This window comes from Streptococcus sp. V940, from assembly GCF_054353495.1.
The window spans coordinates 158737-184816 of the sequence record NZ_JBTHHZ010000002.1 but is presented as its reverse complement, the minus strand read 5'-3'; the positions used below and the strand labels follow the sequence as shown (position 1 = coordinate 184816).

General features: G+C 40.6%; 25 protein-coding genes and 1 pseudogene. 6 read left to right on the top strand and 20 right to left on the bottom strand.

All coding sequences use genetic code 11. The features are described from left to right. From ACXYSM_RS06795 to rpmF, 5 genes are all read right to left on the bottom strand, one after another. Entirely contained in the window at positions 1–258 is a 258-nt protein-coding gene (locus ACXYSM_RS06795) for a type VII secretion protein (RefSeq protein WP_458634825.1), read from the bottom strand. Then, the gene (locus ACXYSM_RS06790; protein ID WP_024054395.1) at positions 221–706 is read right to left on the bottom strand and encodes a hypothetical protein; all 486 of its coding nucleotides are present in this window, start codon (positions 704–706) and stop codon (positions 221–223) included. Before ACXYSM_RS06790 ends, ACXYSM_RS06795 begins: the two co-directional genes overlap by 38 nt. Before the next feature lie 46 nt (positions 707–752). Beyond that, complete coding sequence (locus ACXYSM_RS06785; RefSeq protein ID WP_024054396.1) at positions 753–1043, bottom strand: WXG100 family type VII secretion target; 291 nt, start codon at positions 1041–1043, stop codon at positions 753–755. A gap of 1041 nt (positions 1044–2084) precedes the next feature. Continuing rightward, on the bottom strand, positions 2085–2234 hold the full coding sequence (gene rpmG, locus ACXYSM_RS06780; protein WP_001265622.1) for a 50S ribosomal protein L33: 150 nt from the start codon (positions 2232–2234) through the stop codon (positions 2085–2087). 15 nt (positions 2235–2249) lie between these two features. Beyond that, a complete protein-coding gene (gene rpmF, locus ACXYSM_RS06775) occupies positions 2250–2432 on the bottom strand; it encodes a 50S ribosomal protein L32 (RefSeq protein WP_000290417.1) in 183 nt (60 codons plus the stop codon). Between the two features lie 218 nt (positions 2433–2650). Here rpmF and ilvD point away from each other — a divergent pair, with 218 nt between their 5' ends. Then, on the top strand, positions 2651–4354 hold the full coding sequence (gene ilvD, locus ACXYSM_RS06770; RefSeq protein ID WP_458634824.1) for a dihydroxy-acid dehydratase: 1704 nt from the start codon (positions 2651–2653) through the stop codon (positions 4352–4354). A 56-nt stretch (positions 4355–4410) separates the two neighbouring features. On the opposite strand, the gene ACXYSM_RS06765 is transcribed toward ilvD, so the two are convergent. The 3 genes from ACXYSM_RS06765 to tgt all read right to left on the bottom strand — a co-directional run bounded on the left by ACXYSM_RS06765 (position 4411) and on the right by tgt (position 7963). After that, positions 4411–4752 carry a metal-sulfur cluster assembly factor gene (locus tag ACXYSM_RS06765; protein WP_004250665.1) on the bottom strand — a complete coding sequence of 114 codons (342 nt, stop codon included), beginning with the start codon at positions 4750–4752 and terminating at the stop codon, positions 4411–4413. A gap of 117 nt (positions 4753–4869) precedes the next feature. Further along, entirely contained in the window at positions 4870–6687 is a 1818-nt protein-coding gene (locus ACXYSM_RS06760) for an acyltransferase family protein (RefSeq protein ID WP_458634823.1), read from the bottom strand. A 133-nt stretch (positions 6688–6820) separates the two neighbouring features. Beyond that, the gene (tgt, locus tag ACXYSM_RS06755; protein ID WP_458634822.1) at positions 6821–7963 is read right to left on the bottom strand and encodes a tRNA guanosine(34) transglycosylase Tgt; all 1143 of its coding nucleotides are present in this window, start codon (positions 7961–7963) and stop codon (positions 6821–6823) included. A 116-nt stretch (positions 7964–8079) separates the two neighbouring features. Between tgt and ACXYSM_RS06750 the strand changes: the two genes are divergently transcribed. Continuing rightward, the gene (locus ACXYSM_RS06750) at positions 8080–8937 is read left to right on the top strand and encodes a DUF975 family protein (protein ID WP_074324505.1); all 858 of its coding nucleotides are present in this window, start codon (positions 8080–8082) and stop codon (positions 8935–8937) included. Between the two features lie 209 nt (positions 8938–9146). On the opposite strand, the gene ACXYSM_RS06745 is transcribed toward ACXYSM_RS06750, so the two are convergent. The 5 genes from ACXYSM_RS06745 to ACXYSM_RS06725 form a co-directional block, all read right to left on the bottom strand. Beyond that, positions 9147–10340 carry a LysM peptidoglycan-binding domain-containing protein gene (locus ACXYSM_RS06745; RefSeq protein WP_458634821.1) on the bottom strand — a complete coding sequence of 398 codons (1194 nt, stop codon included), beginning with the start codon at positions 10338–10340 and terminating at the stop codon, positions 9147–9149. A 166-nt stretch (positions 10341–10506) separates the two neighbouring features. Further along, the gene (locus tag ACXYSM_RS06740; protein WP_458634820.1) at positions 10507–11121 is read right to left on the bottom strand and encodes an HAD family hydrolase; all 615 of its coding nucleotides are present in this window, start codon (positions 11119–11121) and stop codon (positions 10507–10509) included. A gap of 3 nt (positions 11122–11124) precedes the next feature. Further along, on the bottom strand, positions 11125–12405 hold the full coding sequence (locus ACXYSM_RS06735; protein WP_458634819.1) for an MATE family efflux transporter: 1281 nt from the start codon (positions 12403–12405) through the stop codon (positions 11125–11127). A 60-nt stretch (positions 12406–12465) separates the two neighbouring features. Further along, positions 12466–13950 carry a threonine synthase gene (gene thrC, locus ACXYSM_RS06730; RefSeq protein ID WP_458634818.1) on the bottom strand — a complete coding sequence of 495 codons (1485 nt, stop codon included), beginning with the start codon at positions 13948–13950 and terminating at the stop codon, positions 12466–12468. A gap of 74 nt (positions 13951–14024) precedes the next feature. Beyond that, complete coding sequence (locus ACXYSM_RS06725) at positions 14025–15302, bottom strand: gamma-glutamylcysteine synthetase (protein WP_458634817.1); 1278 nt, start codon at positions 15300–15302, stop codon at positions 14025–14027. A 371-nt stretch (positions 15303–15673) separates the two neighbouring features. Between ACXYSM_RS06725 and adhP the strand changes: the two genes are divergently transcribed. The 4 genes from adhP to ACXYSM_RS06705 all read left to right on the top strand — a co-directional run bounded on the left by adhP (position 15674) and on the right by ACXYSM_RS06705 (position 19892). Next, positions 15674–16693, top strand: coding sequence for an alcohol dehydrogenase AdhP (gene adhP, locus ACXYSM_RS06720; protein ID WP_458634816.1), 1020 nt, complete (start codon positions 15674–15676; stop codon positions 16691–16693). Positions 16694–17134: 441 nt separating this feature from the next. Beyond that, positions 17135–18124, top strand: a complete 990-nt coding sequence (locus ACXYSM_RS06715; RefSeq protein ID WP_458634815.1) for a PTS sugar transporter subunit IIB — start codon at positions 17135–17137, stop codon at positions 18122–18124. 29 nt (positions 18125–18153) lie between these two features. Continuing rightward, positions 18154–18966, top strand: a complete 813-nt coding sequence (locus ACXYSM_RS06710) for a PTS mannose/fructose/sorbose transporter subunit IIC (RefSeq protein ID WP_001280315.1) — start codon at positions 18154–18156, stop codon at positions 18964–18966. 14 nt (positions 18967–18980) lie between these two features. After that, on the top strand, positions 18981–19892 hold the full coding sequence (locus tag ACXYSM_RS06705; RefSeq protein ID WP_006149277.1) for a PTS system mannose/fructose/sorbose family transporter subunit IID: 912 nt from the start codon (positions 18981–18983) through the stop codon (positions 19890–19892). A 64-nt stretch (positions 19893–19956) separates the two neighbouring features. Here ACXYSM_RS06705 and pepC read toward each other — a convergent pair whose 3' ends face one another. The 7 genes and pseudogenes from pepC to ACXYSM_RS06670 form a co-directional block, all read right to left on the bottom strand. After that, a complete protein-coding gene (pepC, locus tag ACXYSM_RS06700) occupies positions 19957–21291 on the bottom strand; it encodes an aminopeptidase C (RefSeq protein ID WP_458634814.1) in 1335 nt (444 codons plus the stop codon). 107 nt (positions 21292–21398) lie between these two features. Beyond that, positions 21399–22121 carry a pseudouridine synthase gene (locus ACXYSM_RS06695; protein ID WP_458634813.1) on the bottom strand — a complete coding sequence of 241 codons (723 nt, stop codon included), beginning with the start codon at positions 22119–22121 and terminating at the stop codon, positions 21399–21401. A 164-nt stretch (positions 22122–22285) separates the two neighbouring features. Next, entirely contained in the window at positions 22286–22858 is a 573-nt protein-coding gene (locus ACXYSM_RS06690) for a nucleotidyltransferase family protein (protein ID WP_458634812.1), read from the bottom strand. After that, positions 22839–23837 carry a Holliday junction branch migration DNA helicase RuvB gene (ruvB, locus tag ACXYSM_RS06685; RefSeq protein ID WP_006151318.1) on the bottom strand — a complete coding sequence of 333 codons (999 nt, stop codon included), beginning with the start codon at positions 23835–23837 and terminating at the stop codon, positions 22839–22841. Before ruvB ends, ACXYSM_RS06690 begins: the two co-directional genes overlap by 20 nt. A gap of 161 nt (positions 23838–23998) precedes the next feature. Then, positions 23999–24862, bottom strand: a complete 864-nt coding sequence (locus ACXYSM_RS06680; RefSeq protein ID WP_458634811.1) for an ABC transporter permease — start codon at positions 24860–24862, stop codon at positions 23999–24001. After that, the gene (locus ACXYSM_RS06675; protein WP_060955161.1) at positions 24862–25725 is read right to left on the bottom strand and encodes an ABC transporter ATP-binding protein; all 864 of its coding nucleotides are present in this window, start codon (positions 25723–25725) and stop codon (positions 24862–24864) included. Before ACXYSM_RS06675 ends, ACXYSM_RS06680 begins: the two co-directional genes overlap by 1 nt. Before the next feature lie 275 nt (positions 25726–26000). Then, a pseudogene (locus tag ACXYSM_RS06670) lies at positions 26001–26080 on the bottom strand (GNAT family N-acetyltransferase); the annotation flags it as partial.

Here is a 26080-nt window from a genome sequence, read left to right as displayed (position 1 = left end):
CTATGATACATCTTCAATCTCTATATAATCCCCATCACTAACTGGATAAGCAGCCAAGATGTCCGTTGACTCGATATGAATTTGTTTATTTCTAACTTTGAAATAAAATGAACTATCTAGAGGTAAATTCAACTGTTCTCTAACTTTGGTATCTTTTAATAATTCTTCTAATCTTAACCAAGTAAGGGATTTTGAAACTCGGATATCTATTTGTTTTGTTCTATACTCTAGAGTTAACTTTATTTTTCCGTAATCCATGCCATTTCCTTCCTAAATAGACTCCCAAAAAAACCATAAATAACAAGAAAAAACTTGTAAATACACTTCCCAGCCAATCCTTAAAAATTGAATAGTCACTTTGTTTAAAAGAGGGTTTCTCCTCTACAGTGTATTTATTAAACAATGATGTTTTAACGACAGTAGTTTCTAAGCGATAAATAGAATGATTTTCACTATCGGTAAATATAGTCTTCTCTGCCCCCTGTAAAAGTTCGTTCGTCGTTTGAGTTCTCTGATCCACAACCTTTTGGGTACGATTTAAAAATAAATTTGGAGCATATTTGGATTCTATCCTATTTTTGACCGTTTCCTGTGTACTATTTGTAATGATATCTGTATCAAGTTTTAAGCTACCATCGTCTGCATAAACTAGCACAGGAAATACGATACAAAGAATTAAAAGGTACTTTTTAATTTTCTTCATCATGATATAAAAATAAGCGTCAAGTTTCCCTGACGCTCCTCAAAATTAACTACAAACCAAAGCTTTGTGCATCTTGTTGGTCACGTTCAGCTACTGTTTGAGCATAGTTGTTCAATTGTTGGTTGATGCTCACTAGAAGCTCCTCGAATTTTTGAACATGTGTATACAACTGGTTGTATTGCTCAAGGTAAGCACTAAATGCTTGCCCTTTCCATTGTGATGCCATTTCTCCATTTGTTCGATTAACGGTTTGTACCGCTTGTTCGATTTGATCTTTAGCGCTAAGATAAATTGCCGCCTGAGATTGTAACTGTTCTGGAGTTAAACTAATTGCTGACATAAGGATTCTCCTTTAAAATTTTTATCTACTTTAGTTTATCATATATTTTAATGTTTGTCTATCAATCACACACTCGTAATACACATTTTTACAAAAAAGTATCTGCAAAAACATTTAAACAGAAAGAAACCTGTATTCAAGTTTTCATACGCTTAAAAAATGCTCAATCTTAAAATCATATAAGCGAGCCTATTTTTGCTTGTTTATTATACGAAAGTTGCCTCCTTAAGAATTTAAACACCGCCTTTTGCTTACAGATAAATCTTTACAAAGACTAGCTGATATCAGATAAAAGCGCTTCGAACAATTATTAGTATTTTTTGTTTGTAGCTCAAAAAATACCTAATCATTCCATCTTCAATATAAGTCGATTTTATTACATTATTACATCATTATAATATTATCGTTATAAAACCGAGGAGGAAAACCACAAAATAATATGAACATTCTTTCTTGAACGAGCAACTGTTTTATCAGATTTATTTCAATCATATAAAAATTAATTAACTTACAGTAGAAAGGCACTGCTTAGTAATATAACAGCTAAAAGGGGGATATTATGGCTAAATGAATAATACAGCAAGCTAATCTCAGGGCTATTAAGAACAACTTGTGCTCTATCCATGAAGGATTACGAACAATTGGATTTCATACTTAAGTTTTGTCCCAGCTTTATCCTTTTGATATTCCTTTTGTAGCTCATGAAGTTCTAGTCTCTCATGATCGTAAATACAGTATTGAAATTTATTTTTTGTAAACATAATAATCCTTTCTAGTTATCATCAATTAAATCTCATTTTAAAAAACGGAAATGTGTAGTTATCTAAAACCACCATCTTTTTTTCTTAAGCAACACAAAAACGCTCTAGTCATTGTGACTAGAGCATTTTCTATATATCCGAACATCTAATTTATTTCACAAAAAATGTAGTCAAAAATGTAGTCATTCGGTTGATTTTTATTGCAATACATTGAAATTTAAAAATTCAAGAATCGCGTTAAATCAAGGCTTTTTCGTTTCTACTGAAACGTAATGACCCACTATTTAACCTCTGTAAACACAACGTGTTTGCGAAGTTTTGGTGAGTATTTCTTCAATTGAAGACGGTCTGGAGTGTTACGTTTGTTTTTAGAAGTAAGGTACAAGCGTTCACCAGATTCTTTGTGTTCAAGTGTAATATTTACGCGCATGGTATCTCCCTTCTATTATTCAGCTGATGCAGCTTTAGCGATCTTACGTCCTTTGTAGTATCCTTTAAGTGATACGCGGTGAGAACGTGAGTAATCTCCAGTAGTTTCGTCAAAGTTTACAGATGGAGCTGTTACTTTGTAGTGAGTACGACGTTTGTTTTTCTTCGCTTTTGATGTGCGACGTGCAGGTACTGCCATTTCGTTTTTCTCCTTTTAAGATATAAATTCAATTAGGTTTGATTTTCATCAACTTTAATAGTATATCAAAACTTTTTTGTAAAGTAAAGTTACTTGACAAAAAAAGTTGTATTTTTTTATCGTACACTGTTGAATTGTCTGAAAATTTAAAAATTTTCTTCTGTTATTCATATGAAAATTGTGCTATAATGGTAAAAACTGAAACGGGAGGGACTTGAATGACAGAATTAGATAAACGTCACCGTAGCAGCATTTATGACAGTATGGTAAAATCACCAAACCGTGCCATGCTTCGTGCGACTGGTATGACAGATAAAGACTTTGAAACACCGATTGTAGGGGTCATTTCAACCTGGGCAGAAAATACACCTTGTAATATTCACTTGCATGACTTTGGTAAGCTTGCAAAAGAAGGTGTCAAATCTGCTGGTGCTTGGCCTGTTCAATTTGGAACCATTACGGTAGCAGACGGGATTGCCATGGGAACGCCTGGTATGCGCTTCTCTTTGACGTCTCGTGATATCATCGCAGATTCTATCGAAGCTGCTATGGGTGGTCACAACGTAGATGCCTTTGTAGCTATCGGTGGCTGTGATAAGAACATGCCTGGTTCTATGATTGCCATTGCCAATATGGATATCCCAGCCATTTTCGCCTATGGGGGAACCATTGCACCCGGAAATCTTGATGGTAAAGACATCGACTTAGTTTCTGTATTTGAAGGAATCGGTAAGTGGAATCACGGCGATATGACTGCTGAGGACGTGAAACGTCTGGAATGTAATGCCTGCCCTGGCCCTGGTGGTTGTGGTGGTATGTATACTGCCAATACTATGGCTACTGCTATCGAAGTTTTGGGGTTGAGTTTGCCAGGTTCTTCTTCTCACCCAGCAGAATCTGCTGATAAGAAAGAAGACATTGAAGCAGCTGGACGTGCTGTAGTCAAAATGCTTGAACTTGGCATCAAACCATCTGATATCTTGACTCGTGAAGCCTTTGAAGATGCCATTACAGTGACAATGGCTCTAGGTGGTTCTACTAACGCCACTCTTCACTTGCTTGCTATTGCCCACGCAGCTAATGTTAACTTGTCACTTGAGGACTTTAATACCATCCAAGAACGTGTACCTCACTTGGCTGATTTGAAACCTTCTGGTCAGTATGTCTTCCAAGATCTCTACGAAGTTGGTGGTGTGCCTGCGGTTATGAAGTACTTGCTGGCAAATGGATTCCTTCACGGAGACCGCATCACATGTACTGGTAAGACTGTCGCTGAAAACTTAGCTGACTTTGCAGATCTTACTCCAGGTCAAAAAGTCATCATGCCACTTGAAAATCCTAAACGTGCGGACGGTCCGCTTATCATCTTGAACGGTAATCTTGCTCCTGACGGTGCAGTTGCCAAGGTATCAGGTGTTAAAGTTCGTCGTCACGTTGGACCAGCCAAGGTATTTGACTCTGAAGAAGATGCTATCCAGGCTGTTCTGACAGATGAAATAGTTGATGGCGATGTTGTCGTTGTTCGTTTCGTTGGACCTAAGGGTGGTCCTGGTATGCCTGAGATGCTATCACTTTCATCCATGATCGTTGGTAAAGGCCAAGGAGACAAAGTTGCCCTCTTAACAGACGGACGCTTCTCTGGTGGTACTTATGGATTGGTTGTTGGACATATCGCTCCTGAAGCTCAAGATGGTGGACCAATTGCCTACCTCCGTACAGGAGATATCGTTACGGTTGACCAAGATACAAAAGAAATTTCCATGGACGTTTCCAATGAAGAACTTGAAAAACGCAAGGCAGAAACAACCTTGCCACCACTCTATAGCCGTGGTGTCCTCGGTAAATATGCCCATACCGTATCTTCTGCATCACGTGGTGCCGTTACAGATTTCTGGAATATGGAACAATCGGGTAAAAAATAAGCAAATCAAAAGCAAGCCTCAACTGGCTTGCTTTTTTGTATTTTCAAAATAAATAATTATCGTGGAGGTAGCCCTAGAGCTATACGCCCATAACGACTAATGCGTGTAATCTTCCATGCTGGAGACCAGGTAACCTCAACCTTGACATCCTCAATCCCATCAATTTGTTTTAAACCTGCCACAATCTCGATTGGCAGACTTTCTGCACAGTCACAGGCAGTATCAGTGAAGGTCATAACAACTGTACAAAGTCCAGCCTCATCTAAATGAATCTCATAAATCAATCCAAGATTGTATACATCTAACTCTACATCTGTATCATAAACTTTTTCGAGTACTTCAATGATTTGATCTTCCAATGCTAGAGCACGATCATTAATCTTGATGTCTTCTCTCATTGCATTCCCTCCATTTTTTGATTGTTCCTATTTTCTCATAATTCTGACAATTTGGCAAGTTTTTCCCAATTCTCGTTAAAGCAAAAAAGTAGAGATACAATCTCTACTTTTTAGTGATTATTTTGATTTGACAGGTTTGTCTGCGAGAGCTTTAACGGCAGCATTAATGGTTTCTGCATAAAGTTTAGCTCCTTCATCCTGCTTGGTCGTATCACTACCGAAGTGAACCTGGTCTGTCCCTTTCCAAATATCTGGATGATCTTTGGCGACTTGGTTCCAATCTGCAAGTGCAATATATGGATATTTTTGTGCCAGTTCACGCGCATAGCTTGCATACTGCTCAACATAAGGTTGCGTTTCCTGCGTTGTATCCCCCTCATATGGAGTTACAAGGACAAGTTGATGTCCTTTTGGAAGGTTTGTTATCAGCAAATCCAAATCAGCTTTATAATTTTCAGGATTATTAACGCCAGTCGCAATGACTACAATTTTAGGTAAGGCTTTATTCTGACTGTAATTCAGCATCAATTCATTTGCCTGTTTGGTAGTTCGACTGACCTGACCATCAATCTGCGCATCTGGCAAGACTTCTTTTAGTCCATCTGAAGCACGTAAGGTTACTGAGTCACCAATGATGGATACGCCCTCAGCTATATTATAGCGACTGGCTTCTGCTTGATCTGCCATGGTTTTTGTTCGGTTCATATTGGTTTGCGCCTGATTGAGACCATTAACCATCAAATCCGTTTCAAATGCACCGACTTGAGGAGCTATCAATATCACGACAACGGTAATCAGACCAAGTACTCCAGCACTACCAGCAAAGACCGGTTTAATGTGCGGAATTTCTTTTGCCTTTTGCAAGAGATCAGTAGATTTTCCTGCTACTAAAGGTTCGATAACATAGAAAGAAAGGGTTGCGAAGATATAAGAGAAGATGGTCGTTAGAATCACTGCCGGAATATTTCCCATTAACTGTGAGAAAATAATATAAAACGGCCAGTGGAAAAGATAGACAGCATAGCTTGTATCCGCTAAAAAGCTGATAATTTTTGGCTCTTTGATCGTCGGTGTTTTCTCATGCAAGACGCGTGCTGCAACAATCATCAGAAGTGCAGCTAAACTTGCTAATAAGAAGCCGAGTAAATAAGCAAAGAGATATGTAAATTTCACAAAGAAGGTCAATAAGAGCAAGACTCCGAGTCCAGCTCCAAAGACTAGCAAAGTCTGCTTCAAATCCAAGCTTCTATTCAAACGTTTAAAAAGTGGCGTTGCATGACGAACCCCTATTACGGTAGCAAGCACACTACCTAAAAAGAATGGATACACATGAGTTAAGCTTGAAAAGTATACTGTTGAATAAGAACTTACAATAAAACTACCGATAAACATCGAAAGGAAACTGACGATAAAGGCAGCTGATGAAAGTAGAAAGATTGTTCCTCGTAGTTGTCCGCTTGATTTTGCTCGCTTAGATAGGAACCAGACTGCCAAGCCCCACAAGATATAATAATGAACTTCAACAGCTAAGCTCCAGTTGTGAACAAAGAGGTGAGGGATAAACTGAGATTCATAACTTCCTCCTGTCAGCATTTCATAGAAGTTAGTCATAAATCCTAGAACACCGGCAATCTGCCCACCAATTCCTGCCACATAATCTTGGCGAACCAAGAAGGTGAATGGCATGATGACAAGAATCATTAAAACAACTGGTGGAAAAATCCGATAGAAACGTCTTCTAAAAAATCCTAAGATATCAATCTTCCCTTTTTGTCCAAATTCTTCTAATAAAAGTGATGTGATCAGAAAACCTGAGAAGGTAAAGAAGACGTCAACCCCGAAGAAACCTCCTGGGAAAGTCGTCTGAAAGAAATGATACAAGAGTACCAAAAGCAAACCTGTAATCCTAATCAAGGAAAACCATTTAATACGCATACGAGTTTATTCTCCATTCATTAGATTGGCAAAAAAACCATCTAACTTTCATTCATAGTACCTTTATTTTATCAAAAAAAACAGAAAAATCCTAAGATAAAACTTAGGATTTTTAGCTGGTTTCAAGCTAAATTTAGAAATTTCGCCCTGACTTGTTATAACCATATTTTTCAACAAAATGTTCACGAAATTCCAGGAGATTATCATCCATGATAGCCTGGCGAACCTGCTTCATCAGATTGATCAAGAAATACAGATTATGGTAACTTGTCAAGCGGATACCAAAGGTTTCATCTGCCTTAAGCAAATGGCGTAGATAAGCACGGGTATAATTCTTACATGTGTAGCAATCACACTCTGGATCAAGTGGTGTAAAGTCCTCCGCAAACTGAGCATTCTTGACTACCAAGCGACCTTGACTGGTCATACAAGTCCCGTTACGAGCGATACGAGTCGGCAAGACACAGTCAAACATATCGACACCACGGATAACACCATCAATCAAGCTATCTGGCGCTCCCACTCCCATCAAGTAACGAGGTTTGTTCTCAGGAAGCAGTTGGGCCGTAAAGTCCAAAACTGCATTCATCTCTTCGTGGGTTTCTCCAACCGCTAGTCCTCCGATAGAGTAGCCTGGGAAGTCCATACTTACAAGATCATGCGCCGACTGACGACGAAGATCTTCAAATCCTGCCCCCTGTACAATCCCAAACAAACCTTGGTCATGTGGGCGACGGTGAGCCTTTAACCCACGCTCAGCCCAACGGCTAGTACGTTCAATCGATTTTTTCACATAATCATAAGGTTGATAAAATTGGGGACATTCGTCAAAGGACATCATGATGTCTGAGCCTAGATTGTTCTGGATAGAAATAGCTTTTTCAGGCGAAAGGAACATCTTAGAACCGTTGAGGTGGTTTTTAAAGGTAACACCTTCTTCTGTAATATTACGGCTGTCTGCTAGAGAATACACTTGAAAACCACCGCTATCCGTTAAGATTGGTTGGTCCCAATTCATGAACTTGTGAAGACCTCCAGCACGGGCAATGAGTTCATCCCCAGGGCGAAGCCACAAGTGATAGGTGTTGGATAGGATAATTCCGGAACCCATCTCTTTCAATTCTTCTGGCGACTGAGTCTTGACCGTTGCCTGAGTCCCTACTGGCATAAACATAGGCGTTGGAAAGGTGCCATGGGGTGTGATAATCTCACCCAAACGAGCTCCTGTGTGTTTTTCTTTTTTAATCAATCGGTATTTGATTGGCGAATCTGACATTTTTTACCTCCGAAGCTGGGAAAGACAGTCCCAGTTCTTACTTTGCGCCCAGGGGCATACTGTATGATTCTATCAAAAAAAACAGGAACTGTCACGAACTATGGTATAATGAAAGAATGAAGTACCCAAAAATTAATTTAAAAGAAGTTCGCGAGCAGGCTAGACAATTTCAAGCCGAGCACCCTCGCTTGCTGCTTGTCTTTTTATTACCAAGTATTCTCTTTATTCTATCGAGCTTTATCAGACCTTTATCCCTACTTGATGAAGGCATTCTTGAACAGTCCTTCTTGAGTTTTCTAGGGATCACAATCCAGTCTGCTCTCTTTCCGATAGCCGTTGGATTTACAAGTTCCATCATCCTAGCTGGTGCTCTCTTTACCACGATTAATCTTTACAGAATTTCTGAGATAGAGCTTTCCTTTAAAGATAGTCTGTCCTTGCTTGACAACCGCTTCTTTACCCAAACTTTTCTAACGCTCTTACTCAAGCGTTTCTATCTCTTTTTATGGAGCATCCCTAATCTTTTTGGAGTCTACTTGCTCTTTTATAGCAGTGCCATGGCTCGTAAATTTGTGGAACTTCATCCCGAATTTCCATCTGTCGACGTGACAAATCCAGATATCGAACACTTCCTACTTACTTTCGCTCTCTATTTCTTTGGTAGCGTCCTAGTAATGATTTTGGGAACCATTATCTATCTGCCACAATATTATGCCTATTCCCAAGTTGAACTACTTTTATGTGACACCCTTGCAATCGGAATTGCCAAACCGAGCCGCGTGCTACATACTAGCCGCTTTCTCATGAAAGGCTATAAGTTCCAACGCTTTGTCCTTGATTTACAGCTACTTCCTTGGTATATCCTTATCTGGATTAGCTTTGGAATCGCAAGTATCTCTATCTTCCCTTATATCTATAGTAGCCAAATCTTCTTCTATCAAAGACTACTTGAAATTAAGCGGAGAAAAGTTTAAGATCAGTTATTAAAAACCAGCACCTTCATAGAAAGTGCTGCTTTTTTTATTTTAACCAGAACTACTCTCCAAAAATATAAAACAGTCTCCTCGTCATGTTTCTATAAGGCTTTTTATCTATATTTATGCCTGAATTTTTTCACTACCTAAGCAATCGAAATAGAAAAAAGAAGTGGAAACTGAATCAGTTCCCAACTTCTCATTCATTATTAGTTCATTGATACGTGAACGTGGTCATAGTGGTTTTCTGTTACGCTACCACGATCTGGCATTGGATTCCAAGTGTATGCTGGTCCGTATTTGCTATCGTATGGTGCGTAGAAACGTTGTTTCCAGATGATGTAGTTGATTCCACGGCTAGCCATATTTTGGATAGCATAATCTGCAATTTGATCACCGAGAGCTGAACTTACTGGAACCACGAAGTCAATAGCAAGACCTTTTCCGTGGTCACCTGGATCTCCTGGACGGTAACCACTAAATGATGTGATACCAAACAAGTTAGCTACTTCTTCTTTAAATGCAGCTGTTTGTGGTTGGAGACCTGCATTTTCAGATTTTGTTGCTGCAATAGTTGCATAATCAGGAGCCGCTGGCGCTGTATAAGTTGCTGATGCACCTTGACTTGGTTCAGCTTGGTAAGTTGCTGGAGCCGATTGAGCTTCTGTTACAGCCTCAGTTGTTGCTTCTGTAGTCGTTGTTTCTTCAACTGTTGTAGTTGGTTCAGCAGCCGTAGTTGTTTCCTCAACTGTTGTAGTTGGTTCAGCAGCCGTAGTTGTTTCCTCAACTGTAGTTGTTGATTCAGCGACCGTAGTTGTTTCCTCAACTGTAGTTGTTGGTTCAGCGACCGTAGTTGTTTCTTCAACGACAGGTGCCGCAGCTTCAGTTGTTGCTTCTGACGATACTGTAGTCTCTGCTACAGCTTCAGTTGTTGCTTCTGTTGTAGTTGTCTTCTCAACAGTAGTCGTTGTTTCTTCAACTGGTTGTGTCAGATCTTCGACTTGAACAGTTTGTTCATCTACTGTTACTTGATTCGTTGTTAAATCTGCTGTTGCACTTGCTACATCAGAACCAACTTCTTGAGGTGTATAAATCTCAACCTCTGTTACTTCCTCATTGTCGTTCACAGTTGTAGTCAGTACAGTTTCTGGAAAAATCAAGTCAATATTTGTGATTTTGTTCAAGTTTGCAAGGACATTTAAGTCTACTCCCAAAGCCTCTGCAATCGTGCTTAGGGTATCTCCGTACTTAATTGTGTAACTTGTTTTATTTTCGCTTTTAGCAACATCGTTTTGAATTTGCTCAACTGAACGTGGTGACCATACAATTTCTTCTGCTTGAGTCGCCAAGGTAGGGGCAAGTGATAGAGCTACTGTTGATGCTAAAATAATTCGTTTCTTCATACTATTCAAACTCCTTTTCAAATGTAGTACCTTTCTATCATAACATAAAGAAAAAAGAAAAAAAGCCCTTTGGGGGCTATTTAATAAAACTGTCTAAGCTCTGTAACAAACTACATTAATTGAAATAGTTTGTATGATTTTTGTCACAAAGCTGACATATTCTCTTTCATAAAGAGAGAGAAGGAATATCCGCTAAACAAGAAATCTGATGATTGCAATCCACCGGAGTTCCAAGGAAATTGATACTCTGAATGCTACTATTCTGAGCAAATTCGATATCCAAAGTACGGTCCCCTATATAATAGGTGCGCTCTGGTTTTAAATGGTATTTGCTGATAAGGTAGGTCGCTGCTTCTGGACTTGGTTTACGAGCAAAACCGCTCTGGCTTGTCAAAATTTCTGTGAAATAAACATCCAAGTCCAAATCTCGTAAAATAGTCAAGGCATTATCGCCTTTGTGAGTGTAGACAAATTGCTGAATTCCTTGCTGATTTGCCCAGGCTAAAACCTCGCGCGCCCCCGGCATCAAGATGACCTGGGCATTCTTTTCAGCCAAGCTCTGAGCACGGACTTGATTGAGCCTATCAACATCCAACCCTCTTTCTTCTGCCACTTGCACTAGTAAATCCTGGACAGAGTATTTCAAGATAAAAGCTCGAACTTTTTCCTTGTCAAAAGGAATGGAAAACAGTGCATAGGTTTCCTCAATCCCTGACAAAATAGCTTCATAGGAGTCCAATAAGGTCCCGTCTAAATCCCAAATAAAAGCCGTTTCTTGCATTTCTTATCCTTTCAATGTTATATAAGATTTGTAACGATAGCGTAGGAAAATCCAACGGAAACCATTATCCAAAAGCGTTCCAGCCCAAATACCAGGCAAACCCCAACCAAGAACAATTCCCATCAGGTAACCAGTTCCAATACGGATGCACCACATTCCAATACTTGTCGCATAAAAGGGAAGTCGAGCATTTCCCAAACCTTGCCAGACAGCTGTATAAATGACCGTTCCCGTTGTCATAGGAGTCCCTAAAAGTGAAAAAAGAGTCACTAAAACACTGGCTTTGATAGCCACAGGATCGCTGGTGTAGAGATAACTTAGTGGTGTCCCGAGAGCATAGATACTAAGCGTTAAAGGCAACATGAGAAAGAAAGACAAGCAAAATGTTTGCTTACTTAGTCTGTCCACCCTTGCCCAATCATCCTCCCCAACTGCTCGAGCTACCTGCATGACTGTTGCTGTCGCAACACCAAAAGCAGGCATATAGTTAAATTGAGTCAATACTTCACCGATAGCATTTCCCGCGACTGCCTCCGTCCCAAAGGAAACAACCAAGGCAATAATGACTACATCACCAGCCCTCATCATGAGACGTTCTCCCGCTGCAGGTAAAGCCAAGGTCAGCAGGTCTTTATCCAGCCCAAACGTCGGTCTCATATATGGAAGTTTTAATTGTGACCACAAAATTACAACCCCGACCAAACGAGACAAAATAGTCCCCCAAGCTACACCAGCTATCCCCATATCAAGGATAAAAATGGCAACACTTGAAAAAAGGATATTTAAAGCATTGGATAAAAAACTAACATAAAGCGGAAGTCGAGGATTGTGGGTAGCGCGAATTAAGGCTCCTAGACTAGTCATCAAGCCCAAGAGAACAATTGATCCACCCACCAATGATAGATATAAGCCACCACTTTCAGCCACAGCCTGTTCAGTACCCAAAAGACCAATCATCTCTTGACCTGCAAAGATGGACAAGACTCCTAAAAGGAAACTCAGTAGCAGGGTAATCTTGATTGATTCTGTCACATGGTAGGCTAGTCTAGACGGATCTTTCTGTCCCAAACTTTTTGATATAACACTAGAAATTGCTGCTCCCAAGGCAATAAAAATAGCCTGATAAATGGTGATCATATTTCCAGCTACAGACACACCCGAAATGGCGATCAACCCCAGACTAGCTACCAAGTAGCTATCTACCATCCCCATGAGCATCTGCAAGAAATTTTCACCCATGGCAGGTAAAGCTATGTTGAGAATATCCTTATTTTTCTTAAACAATCCTTCCTCCTGATGAAAAGAAACTCAGTTAGTTTCCCAACCGAGTTTACTTCCTCTCTTTTAAAGTCCTAAATAAGATTCTACTGCTGCCTGCATATCTGCCGCTGCAACAGTTGTCTTGTGACGAACTGGAGCTGTTTCGAGGCCATCAACTGCTGGTGGTACTGCCACTCCTGAAATTTCGTGCAACTGAGCCAAAGCTTCAAAGTCGGTCAAGCCTGATTTCCCTGTTACAGCTTCTACTGCAACTACTGGGAATTTATATGGGCTAGCTGTTGAAGCAATTACGGTCTTAGCCGCATCGCCTGTCGCCGCTTGGTATTTTTTATAAACTGCTGAAGCAACTGCTGTATGAGGATCCTCAATATAAGCATCTGACTCATAAACACGCTTAATTTCTGCTGCTGTTTCTGCTTCAGTCGCATACTCAGCTGCAAAGAGGTCCAAAATCTCTGTATCAAAATCTGTCAATTCATACTGACCTTGAGTGTTCAAAGCATTCATAAGTTCAGCTGTCTTAACCGCATCATTTCCCAAAAGATGGAAAATCAAGCGCTCCAAGTTTGAAGACACTAAGATATCCATCGATGGGCTAGTGGTTACTTTAAATTCACGCTTCTTGTCGTAAACACGAGTTTTAAAGAAGTCTGTCAAAACATTGTTGTCATTTGAAGCACAGATTAGCTTGCCGACTGGTAGGCCGATTTGTTTGGCGTAAAAGGCAGCCAAGATATTTCCAAAGTTTCCTGTCGGTACGGTGAAGTTAACCTTATCACCAGCCTTAATTTCGCCAGTTTTAACAAGCTGAGCGTAGGCATAAACATAATAGACAATCTGTGGGACCAAACGACCGATATTCATAGAGTTAGCTGATGAGAACTGGAGCTTGTTAGCTGCTAATTTTTCACGAAGGACCACATCGTTGAACATATGCTTCACATTAGTCTGAGCATCATCAAAGTTTCCATCAATAGCGATAACATGGGTATTTTCGCCCGTTTGAGTGGTCATTTGCAACTCTTGTACCTTGCTGACACCATCTTTTGGATAAAAGACGATGATTTCAGTTCCAGGAACATCTGCAAAACCCGCCATAGCAGCTTTCCCAGTATCTCCAGATGTTGCTGTCAAGATGACAATCTTGTTTTCCAAGCCGTGTTTCTTAGCTGCCGTTGTCATAAAGTAAGGCAAGATAGACAAGGCCATATCCTTGAAGGCAATGGTTGAACCGTGGAAAAGTTCCAAGTTGTATTGGCCATCAAGTTTTACAAGAGGGGCAATTGCTGGTGTATCAAACTTGCTGTCATAGGCGTTGGTGATACAGTAGTCCAACTCTTCTGCTGTAAAGTCATCCAAAAAGGCTGACAAGACAAGCTTAGCTACTTCTTGGTAAGAAGCGTCTTTCAATGTGTCAAAATCCAAGTCCACCTTTGGATAACTAACTGGAGTAAATAAGCCTCCATCTGTTGCCAAGCCTTGCAAAATCGCTTGGCTGGCTGTTACTGTATTGTTCGCATCACGCGTTGATTGATAAACTAATGTCATAAATCTCTATCCTTTATCTATAGTCTCATTCATTATAACATGATTTTTCAGAAAATTCTTCCGTTATAAGAAATTTATACGTCCATTTCTTCTTTCAAAGGTTCTAAATAAGTCGTTTCACTCTGCCCTCTCATCTCAAGTCCTTTCTCTGCTATCGCTAGCAAGTCTTTGGAGAACTGGACTATCCCAACTGTTTCTTCATCTGTGAGTTGCTTCTTAGAAAACTGTCTTCTCAAAGACTTGTAGTCACGACCAAATCTCTCAAAGAAAGGTGCAGTTTCTAGATAAGTTTCAAGCTTATCTAGATTCACCAACAAACCTAGATGAAAGGCTGCTGAAGCAAAAGTGCGGTCTAGTGGCTGGGTACAAACACTCCGAAATTCGACCGTTCCTCGAGTTGTTAAATCTTGGAATTGGTAGCTACGGTGCGTTTGGAAATCCTTCTCTTGAGGGACAAGAAGTGTTTCTTTCCCATTTAGAGTATAGGCAGGAATCTCGTCAGTAGCTAGGTAATCTCTAGCTCGAATCGGAGAAAAATAGTAGGTTTCTCCATCTCGTTCTGCTGTAAAAATCGCAGAATGGTCTAAATAATCAAAGAAATCATCCTCATCTTTAAAGAGTCTGGTATTGACACCAACATTCTCTGGATAAATCCCATGCATGGAGTCTTCCCAAAAAATATCTCGTGAAATCTGGGTGTCCCAGTCCGCTCCAGAAAACTCAGAATTGGCAAACAGGTAAGCTTTGGCTGCCTCTATCTGTGTGAAAGCATTGATGACACGTAGGTAGTTATCGGTCGAAACATCCAACTGGACTTGACTCCCGCAGATGAAGGCTCCGTATTGCGGAAAGTCATGTAAATGCGCACTTTCTTGGTGACTCCCCATACTCAGATAATCCATCAGCATCTGGTAGCGTGGATAGGCCACGGGTCGATTATCATTGCTATCCCAGTTCGGGTGAATCCCCCAACCTTGAATAGCATGATTCTTTTCGCCTAGCTTTTTCTGGATTACCTTCATATAGGCCTGAAAACGTCCTTCAACCTCTTGGATATTCTGAGCCCTACCAAAGGCAAATTCCAAGGTCGTGTAGGAAACCTCAAACAGAATCCGATCTTGACTCTTCGGCTCTACAAGTTGAATCGGATTGCCCTCCTGGTCTACCTTTTCAACTTCCAGACTGAGAGTATCAACCAAAAAACGCATCAAATCCTTGCTGACCTCAATATCTGTAGGCTGACCTTTCGTATGAACAATAGGAAACTCCAACTCAATACCGATGTAGAGATCTGGATTTTCTTTGATATTTTTTAAATAGCGGTCTTTTAATAACTGAATTGAAGGGGACATACATACCTCTCACTCTAACTTCTCATACTAGAAAATAAATTACTTTCTATTATACCAAAAACTCCTAGAGATGGATCTTAGAAAATCTGTTTGCAACCTCGCTCCCTATATTTGAGACCAAACAAGTTCCTCTTTATATTAAATTTTATATAAAAACACCAGATATTATTGTTCAAATTTCACATACTTATCAATTAGTTAAGCGATTTCATATATTTTTGCATAAATCTCCTTGTATTATATTAAATATAGTGATATAATTCACATATAAACAAAAAAAGAGGGCAGTTCAAATTTGACTTCACTTGAATCACGATTTAAGGTAAGCCCCTTTTCCTCTGCACCTCAACTACTAACCAAGGAGGATAGCTATGAAAGCTGTTGTTGTAAATCCAGAAAGCACTGGTGTTGCTATTGAAGAAAAAGTGCTCCGTCCGCTCGAAACTGGCGAAGCACTTGTTGAAGTTGAGTATTGTGGTGTTTGCCATACAGACCTCCACGTTGCCCATGGTGACTTTGGAAAAGTGCCAGGACGTGTTCTCGGTCACGAAGGGATTGGTATCGTAAAAGAAATCGCTCCTGATGTTAAGAGCCTAAAAGTTGGCGACCGTGTCAGCGTAGCTTGGTTCTTTGAAGGCTGTGGCATGTGTGAATATTGTACAACCGGACGCGAAACCCTTTGCCGTACAGTAAAAAATGCTGGCTACTCAGTTGATGGTAGTATGGCTGAACAATGTATCGTAACTGCAGATTATGCTGTTAAAGTTCCAGAAGGTCTCGATCCAGCCCAAGCTTCTTCAATCACTTGTGCCGGTGTTACCACCTACAAGGCTATTAAAGAAGCAAAAGTTGAGCCAGGCCAATGGGTTGTACTCTATGGTGCTGGAGGACTTGGTAACTTAGCTGTTCAATACGCTAAAAAAGTATTCAACGCTCACGTTATCGCAGTAGATATTAACAACGATAAACTTGCTCTAGCTAAAGAAGTTGGTGCTGATATCGTGATTAATGGTCTTGAAGTCGAAGATGTTCCAGGCCTTATCAAGGAAAAAACAAACGGTGGCGCTCACTCAGCTGTCGTAACAGCTGTATCAAAAGTTGCCTTCAACCAAGCAGTGGACTCTGTTCGTGCAGGCGGTCGTGTAGTAGCTGTCGGTCTCCCATCTGAAATGATGGACCTTAGCATCGTCAAAACAGTTCTTGACGGTATTCAGGTCATCGGTTCCCTTGTTGGAACACGTAAAGATTTGGAAGAAGCTTTCCAATTTGGTGCTGAAGGTCTCGTTGTTCCAGTCGTTCAAAAACGTCCTGTCGAAGATGCCATTGCTGTCTTTGATGAAATGGCTGCTGGTACCATCCAAGGTCGCATGGTTCTAGACTTTACTCATTAAGATAAATAATAAATACCAAAACGAGGTAGGGACAGAAGACCCACCTCGTTTTTTAGCAATAAAATTTTGGCATAGCAACTAATTGAACTTAAAGTTCTTTTTTTAAACGCTCAATAACACCATTAAAGAAAACACCATTTTTCTATCCGCATTCTGTCAGCATCCAGTGGTTGAGTGAAGTATAAGGGGCTGGAAGTAAGTTACCGAGATTTGGTTGGTCGACTTCTGCACTACCGCTTTTTTATATTAAATTTTTTTACCATTCTCTAGGCAATTCCTAAAAATATTGATATATCAATATCTTCAAAAATCATTACTCCTATAATTTTTGTATAATTTAATTTAATTTGTTGATTTTTTTATGAAAACGGTTTATACTTAGTTAGTCTTAAAGTTTTCTTAAACTACAAGTCAAACATTTTATAAGGAGGAATGACAATAATGAGTATCGGAATCATTATTGCGAGTCACGGTGAATTTGCCGCGGGTATTCATCAGTCAGGATCTATGATCTTTGGTGAACAAGAAAAGGTTCAAGTTGTAACCTTTATGCCAAACGAAGGTCCAGATGATTTATACGCAAAATTCAACAATGCTGTGGCTGCATTTGACGCAGAAGATGAGGTTCTAGTCTTGGCTGACCTTTGGAGTGGTTCTCCATTTAACCAAGCTAGCCGCGTAATGGGAGAAAATCCTGAGCGTAAATTTGCCATCATCACAGGACTTAACTTGCCGATGTTAATCCAAGCCTACACCGAACGCCTGATGGACGCTAATGCCGGAGTGGCTAAAGTTGCTGCGAACATCATTAAAGAAGCCAAAGATGGCATCAAGGCTCTTCCAGAAGAGCTAAACCCAGCTGAGGAAGTTGCAACTGCTGCAACTGCTCCTGTAGCTCAAGCTGCTATTCCAGAAGGAACTGTAATTGGAGACGGTAAATTGAAAATCAACCTTGCACGTCTTGACACACGTCTCCTTCACGGACAAGTCGCAACTGCTTGGACACCAGATTCAAAAGCGGATCGTATCATCGTTGCTTCAGATAACGTTGCTAAAGATGACCTTCGTAAAGAATTGATCAAACAAGCAGCTCCAAACGGAGTGAAGGCTAACGTTGTTCCAATCCAAAAATTGATTGAGGTTGCAAAAGACCCTCGTTTTGGTAACACACACGCCCTTATCTTGTTTGAAACACCACAAGATGCCCTCCGTGCTATCGAAGGCGGTGTCCCAATCAAGACTCTTAACGTTGGTTCAATGGCTCACTCAACTGGTAAAACAATGATCAACAATGTATTGTCAATGGACAAAGACGACGTTGCTACATTTGAAAAAATGCGTGACCTTGGTGTTGAATTTGACGTACGTAAAGTACCAAACGACACTAAAAAAGATTTGTTTGACTTGATTAGCAAAGCTAACGTTCAATAATTAACATTAAATAGAAAAGGAATAAAACCATGTCAGATATTTCAATCATTTCTGCTATCTTGGTTGTAGTTGTTGCCTTCTTTGCAGGTCTTGAAGGTATCCTCGACCAATTCCAATTCCATCAACCAATCGTAGCATGTACCCTTATCGGGCTTGTAACTGGTAACCTCGAAGCTGGGGTTATGCTTGGTGGATCTCTTCAAATGATCGCCCTTGGTTGGGCAAACATCGGTGCTGCCGTTGCTCCTGACGCTGCCCTTGCCTCTGTTGCCGCTGCAATCATCATGATTAAAGGTGGTAACTTTACTACTGAAGGTATCGCAGTCGCAACTGCAACTGCTATCCCGCTTGCCGTAGCTGGACTTTTCTTGACTATGATTGTTCGTACAATCTCAGTTGGTTTGGTTCATACTGCAGATGCTGCTGCTAAAGAAGGTAACATCGCAGCTGTTGAGCGTGCTCACTACTTTGCCCTTATTCTTCAAGGTCTTCGTATCGCTATTCCTGCAGCCTTCCTTATCGCTATCCCAGCTTCTGCTGTTCAAGACGCTCTTGGTTTAATGCCAGACTGGTTGAACGGTGGTATGGCTGTCGGTGGTGCCATGGTCGTTGCCGTTGGTTACGCTTTGGTTATCAACATGATGGCTACTCGTGAAGTATGGCCATTCTTCGCTATCGGTTTTGCTCTTGCAGCGATTTCTCAATTGACTTTGATTGCCCTTGGTGTCATCGGTGTTGCCCTTGCCTTCATCTACCTCAACCTTTCTAAACAAGGTGGAAACGGTGGCGGAGGAGCTGCAACTTCTAACGATCCAATCGGTGATATCCTAGAAGACTACTAGAAAGGGGAACAATCATGGCTGAAAAAATTCAATTATCAAAATCAGATCGCCAAAAAGTTTGGTGGCGTTCACAATTCCTTCAAGGTTCTTGGAACTACGAACGTATGCAAAACTTGGGTTGGGCTTACTCTTTGATCCCAGCTATCAAGAAACTTTACACTAAAAAAGAAGACCAAGCAGCTGCTCTTGAGCGTCACCTTGAATTCTTCAACACTCACCCATACGTAGCCGCTCCAATCATGGGGGTTACTCTTGCACTTGAAGAAGAACGTGCTAACGGTACTGAAATCGATGACGCTGCTATCCAAGGTGTTAAGATCGGTATGATGGGACCTCTTGCTGGTATCGGTGACCCAGTCTTCTGGTTTACAGTTCGTCCGATCCTTGGTGCCCTTGGTGCTTCACTTGCTGCAACTGGTAACATTGTTGGACCACTCCTCTTCTTCTTTGGATGGAATGCAATTCGTATGTCTTTCCTATGGTACACACAAGAGTTTGGTTACAAGGCTGGATCTGAAATCACTAAAGACATGTCAGGTGGTATCTTGAAAGACATCACTAAAGGAGCTTCTATCCTTGGTATGTTCATCCTTGCCGTTCTTGTACAACGTTGGGTATCCATCAACTTCACTATCAACCTTCCAGGTAAACAATTGTCAGAAGGTGCCTACATCAACTTCCCAGAAGGTGCTGTTACAGGTGGAGAATTGAAGGGTATTCTTGGTCAAGCACTTAGTGGTATGAGCTTGGATAGCGTTCAACCACAAACGCTTCAAGGTCAGTTGAACTCATTGATTCCAGGATTGATGGGACTTCTCCTTACTTTCCTCTGCATGTGGTTGCTTAAGAAAAAAGTATCTCCAATCACAATCATCCTTGCCCTCTTTGCAGTTGGTATCGCAGCTCGTTTCTTCGGTATCATGTAATCTCGGTGAGAATGTACAAACAAAAAAAGAATCAGGTTTATTACCTGATTCTTTTTATCTTTAATTATTCTGCCAAGGCACCCATTGGATCCCAAGGTGCTAACACGATTGGTTCTGCTTCGTAAGCAGCTCGTTCTTCTTCTGTTAGCAATTCCTTACGAACAACGATTTGGTAAGTGTATTCGTCCATCCAAGCATCTGAGGCAACAAAGTAACCATCTGTACCGACCTTGTCTCCCCATGAGTTTTCAACTTTCCACTTAGTTGATTTACCATTTTCATCCAAATCAACACCTGTCAAGACCATAGCATGAGTCATCAAGCTTTCGCTATAGTCCAAACGTCCTGCCTTGTCTTGAGTGAATTGGATATCCATGCTCGATTCAAAATCATAGACATCTGTCGCAAGAATCCCTGCTTTACGGTTGCTGAGCTGGCCGACATCTGAACCAAACCAGACAGTTTCTCCTGTTTGCATTTGGGCAATGGCTAATTCTTTCAAGCGTTCCATCGGTACGTTGATGTAGCGAACTGCACGGCTTCCAACGACATTTCCCAACATCTCAACTGTATATGATTTATCGTATGGTTTATCAGCAGTTGGAGCATTGATCACAGAAACGTAGTCCTCTAGTGGAAGGTCGACATATTTCTTGTAAAACTCTTGTGGCGTGATGCCTTTTTCGCTTTGGTAGTTGTTATCCTTATCGCGATAAGCAAAGTCAAACTGACGTGGTGGGAGACCTAGTGACATGGCAAGGAAGTTAAAGATTTCTTGCAAGAGGTCTTCTTTCTTAGCTTGAACAGTCGCTTGGTCAGCACCAGAAGCCAAGAGGTCACGCAAGATTTGAGCATCTTGACGAAGCAATTTATTAAGGATTGCATTGAGCTCACGGCTGCTGCTAGATGAGACAGACTCTGGATAAACAGACTTAGGTACGACACCGTATTTCTCAAAGAGAGAAACTACCATATCCCACTGACCACCATCTTGTTGTGGAGTTTGGAGTAGGAAGCTAACCTTGCGGCTTGTCAATTCTTGGTCAGCAGTCGCAATGACTTGCTCCAAGAACCAGTTAGATTTTTCATACTTGTCCCAGAAGAAGGTGTGGGCTTGTGACAATTCAAAGTTTTCAAGTTTGTATTGAGAGATGAGTTTGTGGCGGAAAGTATTAAGTGCCGCAAACATCCAGCAACGACCAGATGCTTTCTGGTTAGTGACCTTGTCCTTAGTCAAGTCAAGTGAGAAAACAGGTGTGTTGTCAACATGGCTTTGACGACGCTCAAGGGCTGCAAAAATTCCATTGTGGCTAGCTGCATTTTCGATAGCTTGATATTTTACATTTGCTTCATAGTTGGCAAATAATTTATCTGTAAATGATTCTTGAATCGCGTTCATAAAATCCTCCTTTTAATCTACAGTCTATTATAACGCTTTTTACAAAGGAAGCAACCGAAAACTGAAAAAGGCAGGGATATTTTCCCTACCTTTTCCAATTATCCAGTTTATTGAACACTCTCAAGCAAGTCTTCCAGTTCTTCCTTGCTTAAGCGACGCCATTCTCCACGTTGCAAATCCTCATCCAAAGTCAAAGTTCCCATGGTTAAACGTTGCAAGTCCACCACTTCCTTGCCACAGTAGGCCACCATCCGTTTGACCTGGTGGAATTTCCCCTCTGCAATGGTCACTCGGACCAGGCTTTGATCCTTTTCCCTATCAATAGACACAAGCTCTAGCTTGGCAGGCTGACAGGTAAAGTCCTTGAGCGGAATTCCTTGCGCAAATGTCTCAACATCTGCATCTGTCATGATTCCCTTGACCTGCGCCAGATAGGTTTTATCCACATGACGTTTTGGTGAAAGAAGGGCATGAGCTAGCTTGCCATCATTGGTCAAGAGCAAGAGTCCATGCGTATCGATATCCAAGCGCCCTACTGGGAAAACTTCCTTGGCACGTGCATAGTCATCCAACAAGTCCAAGACCGTCTTGTGCTTGGGATCTTCAGTTGCTGAGATAACTCCCTGGGGCTTGTTCATCATGTAGTAGACAAACTCCTCGTAGTCTAGTTTTCGCCCATCAAAACAAATCTCATCTGTCTCTTCATTAACTTGCAACTTAGCAGATTTTTCTTTCTTACCATTGACCGTCACGCGCCCTGACTTGAGAAAGTTTTTAACCTCAGTTCTGCTCCCAACAGCGCAGGCTACTAAAAATTTATCTAATCTCATAGGGCTATTATATCATGAAAGTTCTTGACCTTAAAACAAAAAAAGCCGCCTGATTGGGCGACTTAATTTTTTATAGGGAGATTATTATGAAAAAGTTTTAGGAGTATAAGTTAAGTTCTTCTTAACTTATGAGATAAGTATACAGCTCCTATCTTAAAGTTTCCTTAAGTTATTTTAAATGTGAGATTTTTCCATTTTTCTCGCCAGTTTTTCTTGGATAAACGCTTTTGATAGAGCTTCATCCGGTCTTCATTTTCCAAGAAATGAGGAGTTGGACGAACTTGAAAGGTCAAAATATCCTCCAAGCCATAAGGCGCAAAGAGTTCTAAAGTTGCATCTGCATTCAAGCGAAGACCTATCGCCGTACAACGCTCAGGATATTTACTCATGGCATCACAGGAATTCACATAGGGATCCGTATGGGGACTATGCTGATGCATATAGACTTGATTTTTCAGCTCCCACTGATACTGGGGAAAGTCCTCTCTCAACTTGTTCTCTATAGCCAGCGTTTCTTCGTAACTCACATCTGGGTCAAAGAAAATGACGTCCACATCCGTTTCACGGTCAAAGGCTGGTTTCTCTGACAAAAGATTCCAGATAAAATTTCGAACCGAACCAGCTGCTAGCCAGGAATCTTTCAACTCCAAGTCACGGATGACAGTCAGAATAACCATCATGTCAGGATTTTCTCTAAAAGAGTTTAAAATTTCAGCCTTATTTTTCAATATATTCATACCCCAAATGCTCATAAGCCTTGGCTGTCGCAACTCGTCCTGAACGAGTTCGCATGATAAAGCCTTTCTGGATTAGGTAAGGTTCATACATATCCTCTACTGTCTCACGCTCTTCAGCGATATTCACAGAAAGAGTTCCTAGACCGACAGGGCCACCGCCATACATCTCAATCATGGTGCGAAGGATTTTCTGGTCTACATAGTCCAAACCTTCATGGTCTACATCCAGCATAGTCAAGGCCTTATCCGTAATCACATCATCAATCAAGCCATCGCCCATAATCTGCGCAAAGTCACGCACGCGCTTAAGGAGACGATTGGCAATACGAGGAGTTCCACGACTGCGTAAAGCTAACTCAGATGCAGCTTCATGAGTGATTTCCATCTCAAAGATATCTGCCGTCCGCTCGACAATCTCTGTCAAGTCATCATGGGTATAGTATTCCATGTGACCTGTAATCCCAAAACGGGCACGAAGAGGATTTGAAAGCATCCCAGCTCGAGTTGTCGCACCAATCAAGGTAAATGGTGGCAAATCTAGATGGACACTACGACTAGCTTCCCCCGCACCAATCATGATGTCAATGTAGAAGTCTTCCATGGCACTGTAAAGCACCTCTTCTACCGACATGGGCAAGCGATGAATCTCGTCGATAAAGAGCACATCTCCTGGCTCCAAGTCATTCAAAATCGCTACCAAATCACCTGCTTTTTCGATGACAGGACCAGACGTCTGCTTAAGATTGACTCCCAATTCATTGGCAATGACAAAGGCCATGGTTGTTTTCCCAAGACCTGGAGGGCCAAACAAAAGAACATGGTCCAGCGCCTCATCACGCATTTTTGCTGCCTCGATAAAGATTTGAAGCTGATCCTTGACCTTGTCTTGTCCGATATATTCACGTAAATATTGGGGACGAAGGGTACGTTCTACCAACTCCTCATCACCCATGATTTCATTATCTAAAATTCTACTCATGTTCCTATTATAGCAAAAATCCAGCCTACAAACAAAAAAGCCACCTGATTTGGTGGCTTCTTTAGGGAGATTATTATGAAAAAGAAAAGTTTAGGATTTCTATTAAATAAAGTTAGGAGGTCTTTACTTAATGATTACATGATACATGAGTAAACTTAAAGTTAACTTAAGATAAAATGATTATATTTTTTCTTGCTAGAGATCTTAATCAACACCAACCAAAGCAGAAAAGTTAGGAGGCAGATACTCACCACTATTAAGTATGTTTCTTCCTTTGTTAATAGCTCCTGCCAATGAATCTGGACTCCTAATTTTTCTTGAAACTCTTCTAACAAGCTATTATTCCCCATAAATGTACTATCTAATTGCTCCCTCATTAAGACCTGTCTATAGAGCGAAGCAATATAGGTAGCTGGCGTGCACTTCATGAGAAGTTGAGCAAAATTAGGTAGGATTCCCATCGGAACATAAGTACCCACTAAAAATCCTGAAGCTGTACCTATAATGGTAGCCAATTTACCCAGACTATCTACTGACTGGAAATGATAAATCAAGAGTACATTTACCAATGTTGAAAGGAGACTACTTAGCAGCATGATTAAACTTATTTCAAATAGCTTACTCATAGCTGGAATTTCTTGAAAATAAAGGCTCATAACAATAAGCATAAAGGCTTGCATAACAAAGGAAATGATAAGGCTACTAATAAGATAAGACAGTTGCAAGCCCCAGCTCCCTAAATCTGTCAAAAAGAGATCCTGATCCACTTGATTTTCACGGTCTTGTACCATCTGGGTCAAAGCTGTAAAACTGGTTGTAATCCCAGTCACAGCCAAGGTTCCACCCATCAGCCAGTTATTTAAAAGGCTCTTATTATCAGGAAGTTGGGACCAGGCATCCATCAAATTTTTCTGCAAAAAAATGATATAGAGTAGAAAGGAAATCAAAGCTCCCAGTAATGAGAAAAAGACTCCTGAACGATTACGAAAATACAACAAAAAATCACGTTTTAATAAGGCTAACATTAGCGTACCTCTCTTCCTGTAAGGGCTATGAAGGCATCATCCATAGTTCCTGGACGAAATTCAAAGCTAGCAATCTTCTCACGAACTTGGGTCAAATAATCAATAGCTTCCAATTGGCTCTTAGGATAAAGACTATACTCAAACTCATTTTCCTTTTCCACAGGCATATTTTTAGGTAAGAATTTCTCCACCTGCTTGTCTTTAAAACAAATTTTTAAAAGATTGGAAGCGTACTCACTTTTAATTTCAGCAGCAGAACCTTGGGCAATAACCTTTCCATGATCTATAATATAAAGTTGATCTGCCTCATCTGCTTCATCCAGATAATGAGTCGTTAAGATAATAGTCATCCCTTCATCTCTTTGTAGACGATACAATAAATCCCAAATGGATTTGCGAGTCTGAATATCTAGTCCAGTCGTAGGCTCATCTAGAAATAAAATATCGGGATTGGATAGGAGAGCCCGAGCAATGTCAACTCGACGTTTCTGTCCTCCTGATAAAGTTCCATAAAGTTGTTTCTGAAAAGCAGTCAACCCTAGTTGATTGATTAAATCTTCCACACGACCACCTTTAATCCCCTTATACTGCTGGGCGCGAATGGCTAGGTTTTCTTTGACCGTCAACTTTTCATCCAATACACTTGCTTGAAAAACAACTCCAATCCGAGTATTGGGCGCATAGATGATTTGACCATTAGTTGCTCTTTTAAGTCCGATTAACATTGAAATCGTGGTCGATTTGCCAGCCCCATTAGGTCCTAAGATTGCGTTAAAACTTCCTTTTTTAAACTCTAAATTTATATCTTTTACTGCTGTATGGTCTCCATAGTTCTTAGTGAGGCCTTTTGCTTGTAAAATCATATTTCCTTCCTCCTTTTTACACCTTCAGTTTAACAAAAAGGAAAAAGAAAAAATATAGTTTGGTGCTATGTGGTAGAAATGGATGATTATGTGGTCAATTCTACTTTAAACTTCAGCATTTGAACATAAAAAAAGCCACCTGATTTGGTGGCTTCTTTAGGGAGATTATTATGAAAAAGAAAAGTTTAGGATTTCTATTAAATAAAGTTAGGAGGTCTTTACTTAATGATTACATGATACATGAGTAAACTTAAAGTTAACTTAAGATAAAAGAATTATTTAAATTTTTTTCGATCCACCCAAATCATTCCTGTACAATCATAAGTAGATAAGACTTCAAACCCCAGAGAACGGT

What these genes read in the sequence shown, in the direction of transcription:
- ACXYSM_RS06675 (WP_060955161.1), bottom strand. Translation starts at nt 25,725, where the DNA reads ATGATTTTACAAGCAAAAGGCCTCACTAAGAACTATGGAGACCATACA.
- ACXYSM_RS06740 (WP_458634820.1), bottom strand. Translation starts at nt 11,121, where the DNA reads ATGCAAGAAACGGCTTTTATTTGGGATTTAGACGGGACCTTATTGGAC.
- pepC (WP_458634814.1), bottom strand. Translation starts at nt 21,291, where the DNA reads ATGAACGCGATTCAAGAATCATTTACAGATAAATTATTTGCCAACTAT.
- ACXYSM_RS06690 (WP_458634812.1), bottom strand. Translation starts at nt 22,858, where the DNA reads ATGAATATATTGAAAAATAAGGCTGAAATTTTAAACTCTTTTAGAGAA.
- ACXYSM_RS06785 (WP_024054396.1), bottom strand. Translation starts at nt 1,043, where the DNA reads ATGTCAGCAATTAGTTTAACTCCAGAACAGTTACAATCTCAGGCGGCA.
- ACXYSM_RS06760 (WP_458634823.1), bottom strand. Translation starts at nt 6,687, where the DNA reads ATGCGTATTAAATGGTTTTCCTTGATTAGGATTACAGGTTTGCTTTTG.
- adhP (WP_458634816.1), top strand. Translation starts at nt 15,674, where the DNA reads ATGAAAGCTGTTGTTGTAAATCCAGAAAGCACTGGTGTTGCTATTGAA.
- ACXYSM_RS06765 (WP_004250665.1), bottom strand. Translation starts at nt 4,752, where the DNA reads ATGAGAGAAGACATCAAGATTAATGATCGTGCTCTAGCATTGGAAGAT.
- tgt (WP_458634822.1), bottom strand. Translation starts at nt 7,963, where the DNA reads ATGTCAGATTCGCCAATCAAATACCGATTGATTAAAAAAGAAAAACAC.
- ACXYSM_RS06795 (WP_458634825.1), bottom strand. Translation starts at nt 258, where the DNA reads ATGGATTACGGAAAAATAAAGTTAACTCTAGAGTATAGAACAAAACAA.
- ruvB (WP_006151318.1), bottom strand. Translation starts at nt 23,837, where the DNA reads ATGAGTAGAATTTTAGATAATGAAATCATGGGTGATGAGGAGTTGGTA.
- rpmG (WP_001265622.1), bottom strand. Translation starts at nt 2,234, where the DNA reads ATGCGCGTAAATATTACACTTGAACACAAAGAATCTGGTGAACGCTTG.
- ACXYSM_RS06790 (WP_024054395.1), bottom strand. Translation starts at nt 706, where the DNA reads ATGATGAAGAAAATTAAAAAGTACCTTTTAATTCTTTGTATCGTATTT.
- ACXYSM_RS06680 (WP_458634811.1), bottom strand. Translation starts at nt 24,862, where the DNA reads ATGTTAGCCTTATTAAAACGTGATTTTTTGTTGTATTTTCGTAATCGT.
- ACXYSM_RS06705 (WP_006149277.1), top strand. Translation starts at nt 18,981, where the DNA reads ATGGCTGAAAAAATTCAATTATCAAAATCAGATCGCCAAAAAGTTTGG.
- ACXYSM_RS06695 (WP_458634813.1), bottom strand. Translation starts at nt 22,121, where the DNA reads ATGAGATTAGATAAATTTTTAGTAGCCTGCGCTGTTGGGAGCAGAACT.
- ilvD (WP_458634824.1), top strand. Translation starts at nt 2,651, where the DNA reads ATGACAGAATTAGATAAACGTCACCGTAGCAGCATTTATGACAGTATG.
- ACXYSM_RS06750 (WP_074324505.1), top strand. Translation starts at nt 8,080, where the DNA reads ATGAAGTACCCAAAAATTAATTTAAAAGAAGTTCGCGAGCAGGCTAGA.
- ACXYSM_RS06715 (WP_458634815.1), top strand. Translation starts at nt 17,135, where the DNA reads ATGAGTATCGGAATCATTATTGCGAGTCACGGTGAATTTGCCGCGGGT.
- ACXYSM_RS06725 (WP_458634817.1), bottom strand. Translation starts at nt 15,302, where the DNA reads ATGTCCCCTTCAATTCAGTTATTAAAAGACCGCTATTTAAAAAATATC.
- thrC (WP_458634818.1), bottom strand. Translation starts at nt 13,950, where the DNA reads ATGACATTAGTTTATCAATCAACGCGTGATGCGAACAATACAGTAACA.
- ACXYSM_RS06745 (WP_458634821.1), bottom strand. Translation starts at nt 10,340, where the DNA reads ATGAAGAAACGAATTATTTTAGCATCAACAGTAGCTCTATCACTTGCC.
- ACXYSM_RS06710 (WP_001280315.1), top strand. Translation starts at nt 18,154, where the DNA reads ATGTCAGATATTTCAATCATTTCTGCTATCTTGGTTGTAGTTGTTGCC.
- rpmF (WP_000290417.1), bottom strand. Translation starts at nt 2,432, where the DNA reads ATGGCAGTACCTGCACGTCGCACATCAAAAGCGAAGAAAAACAAACGT.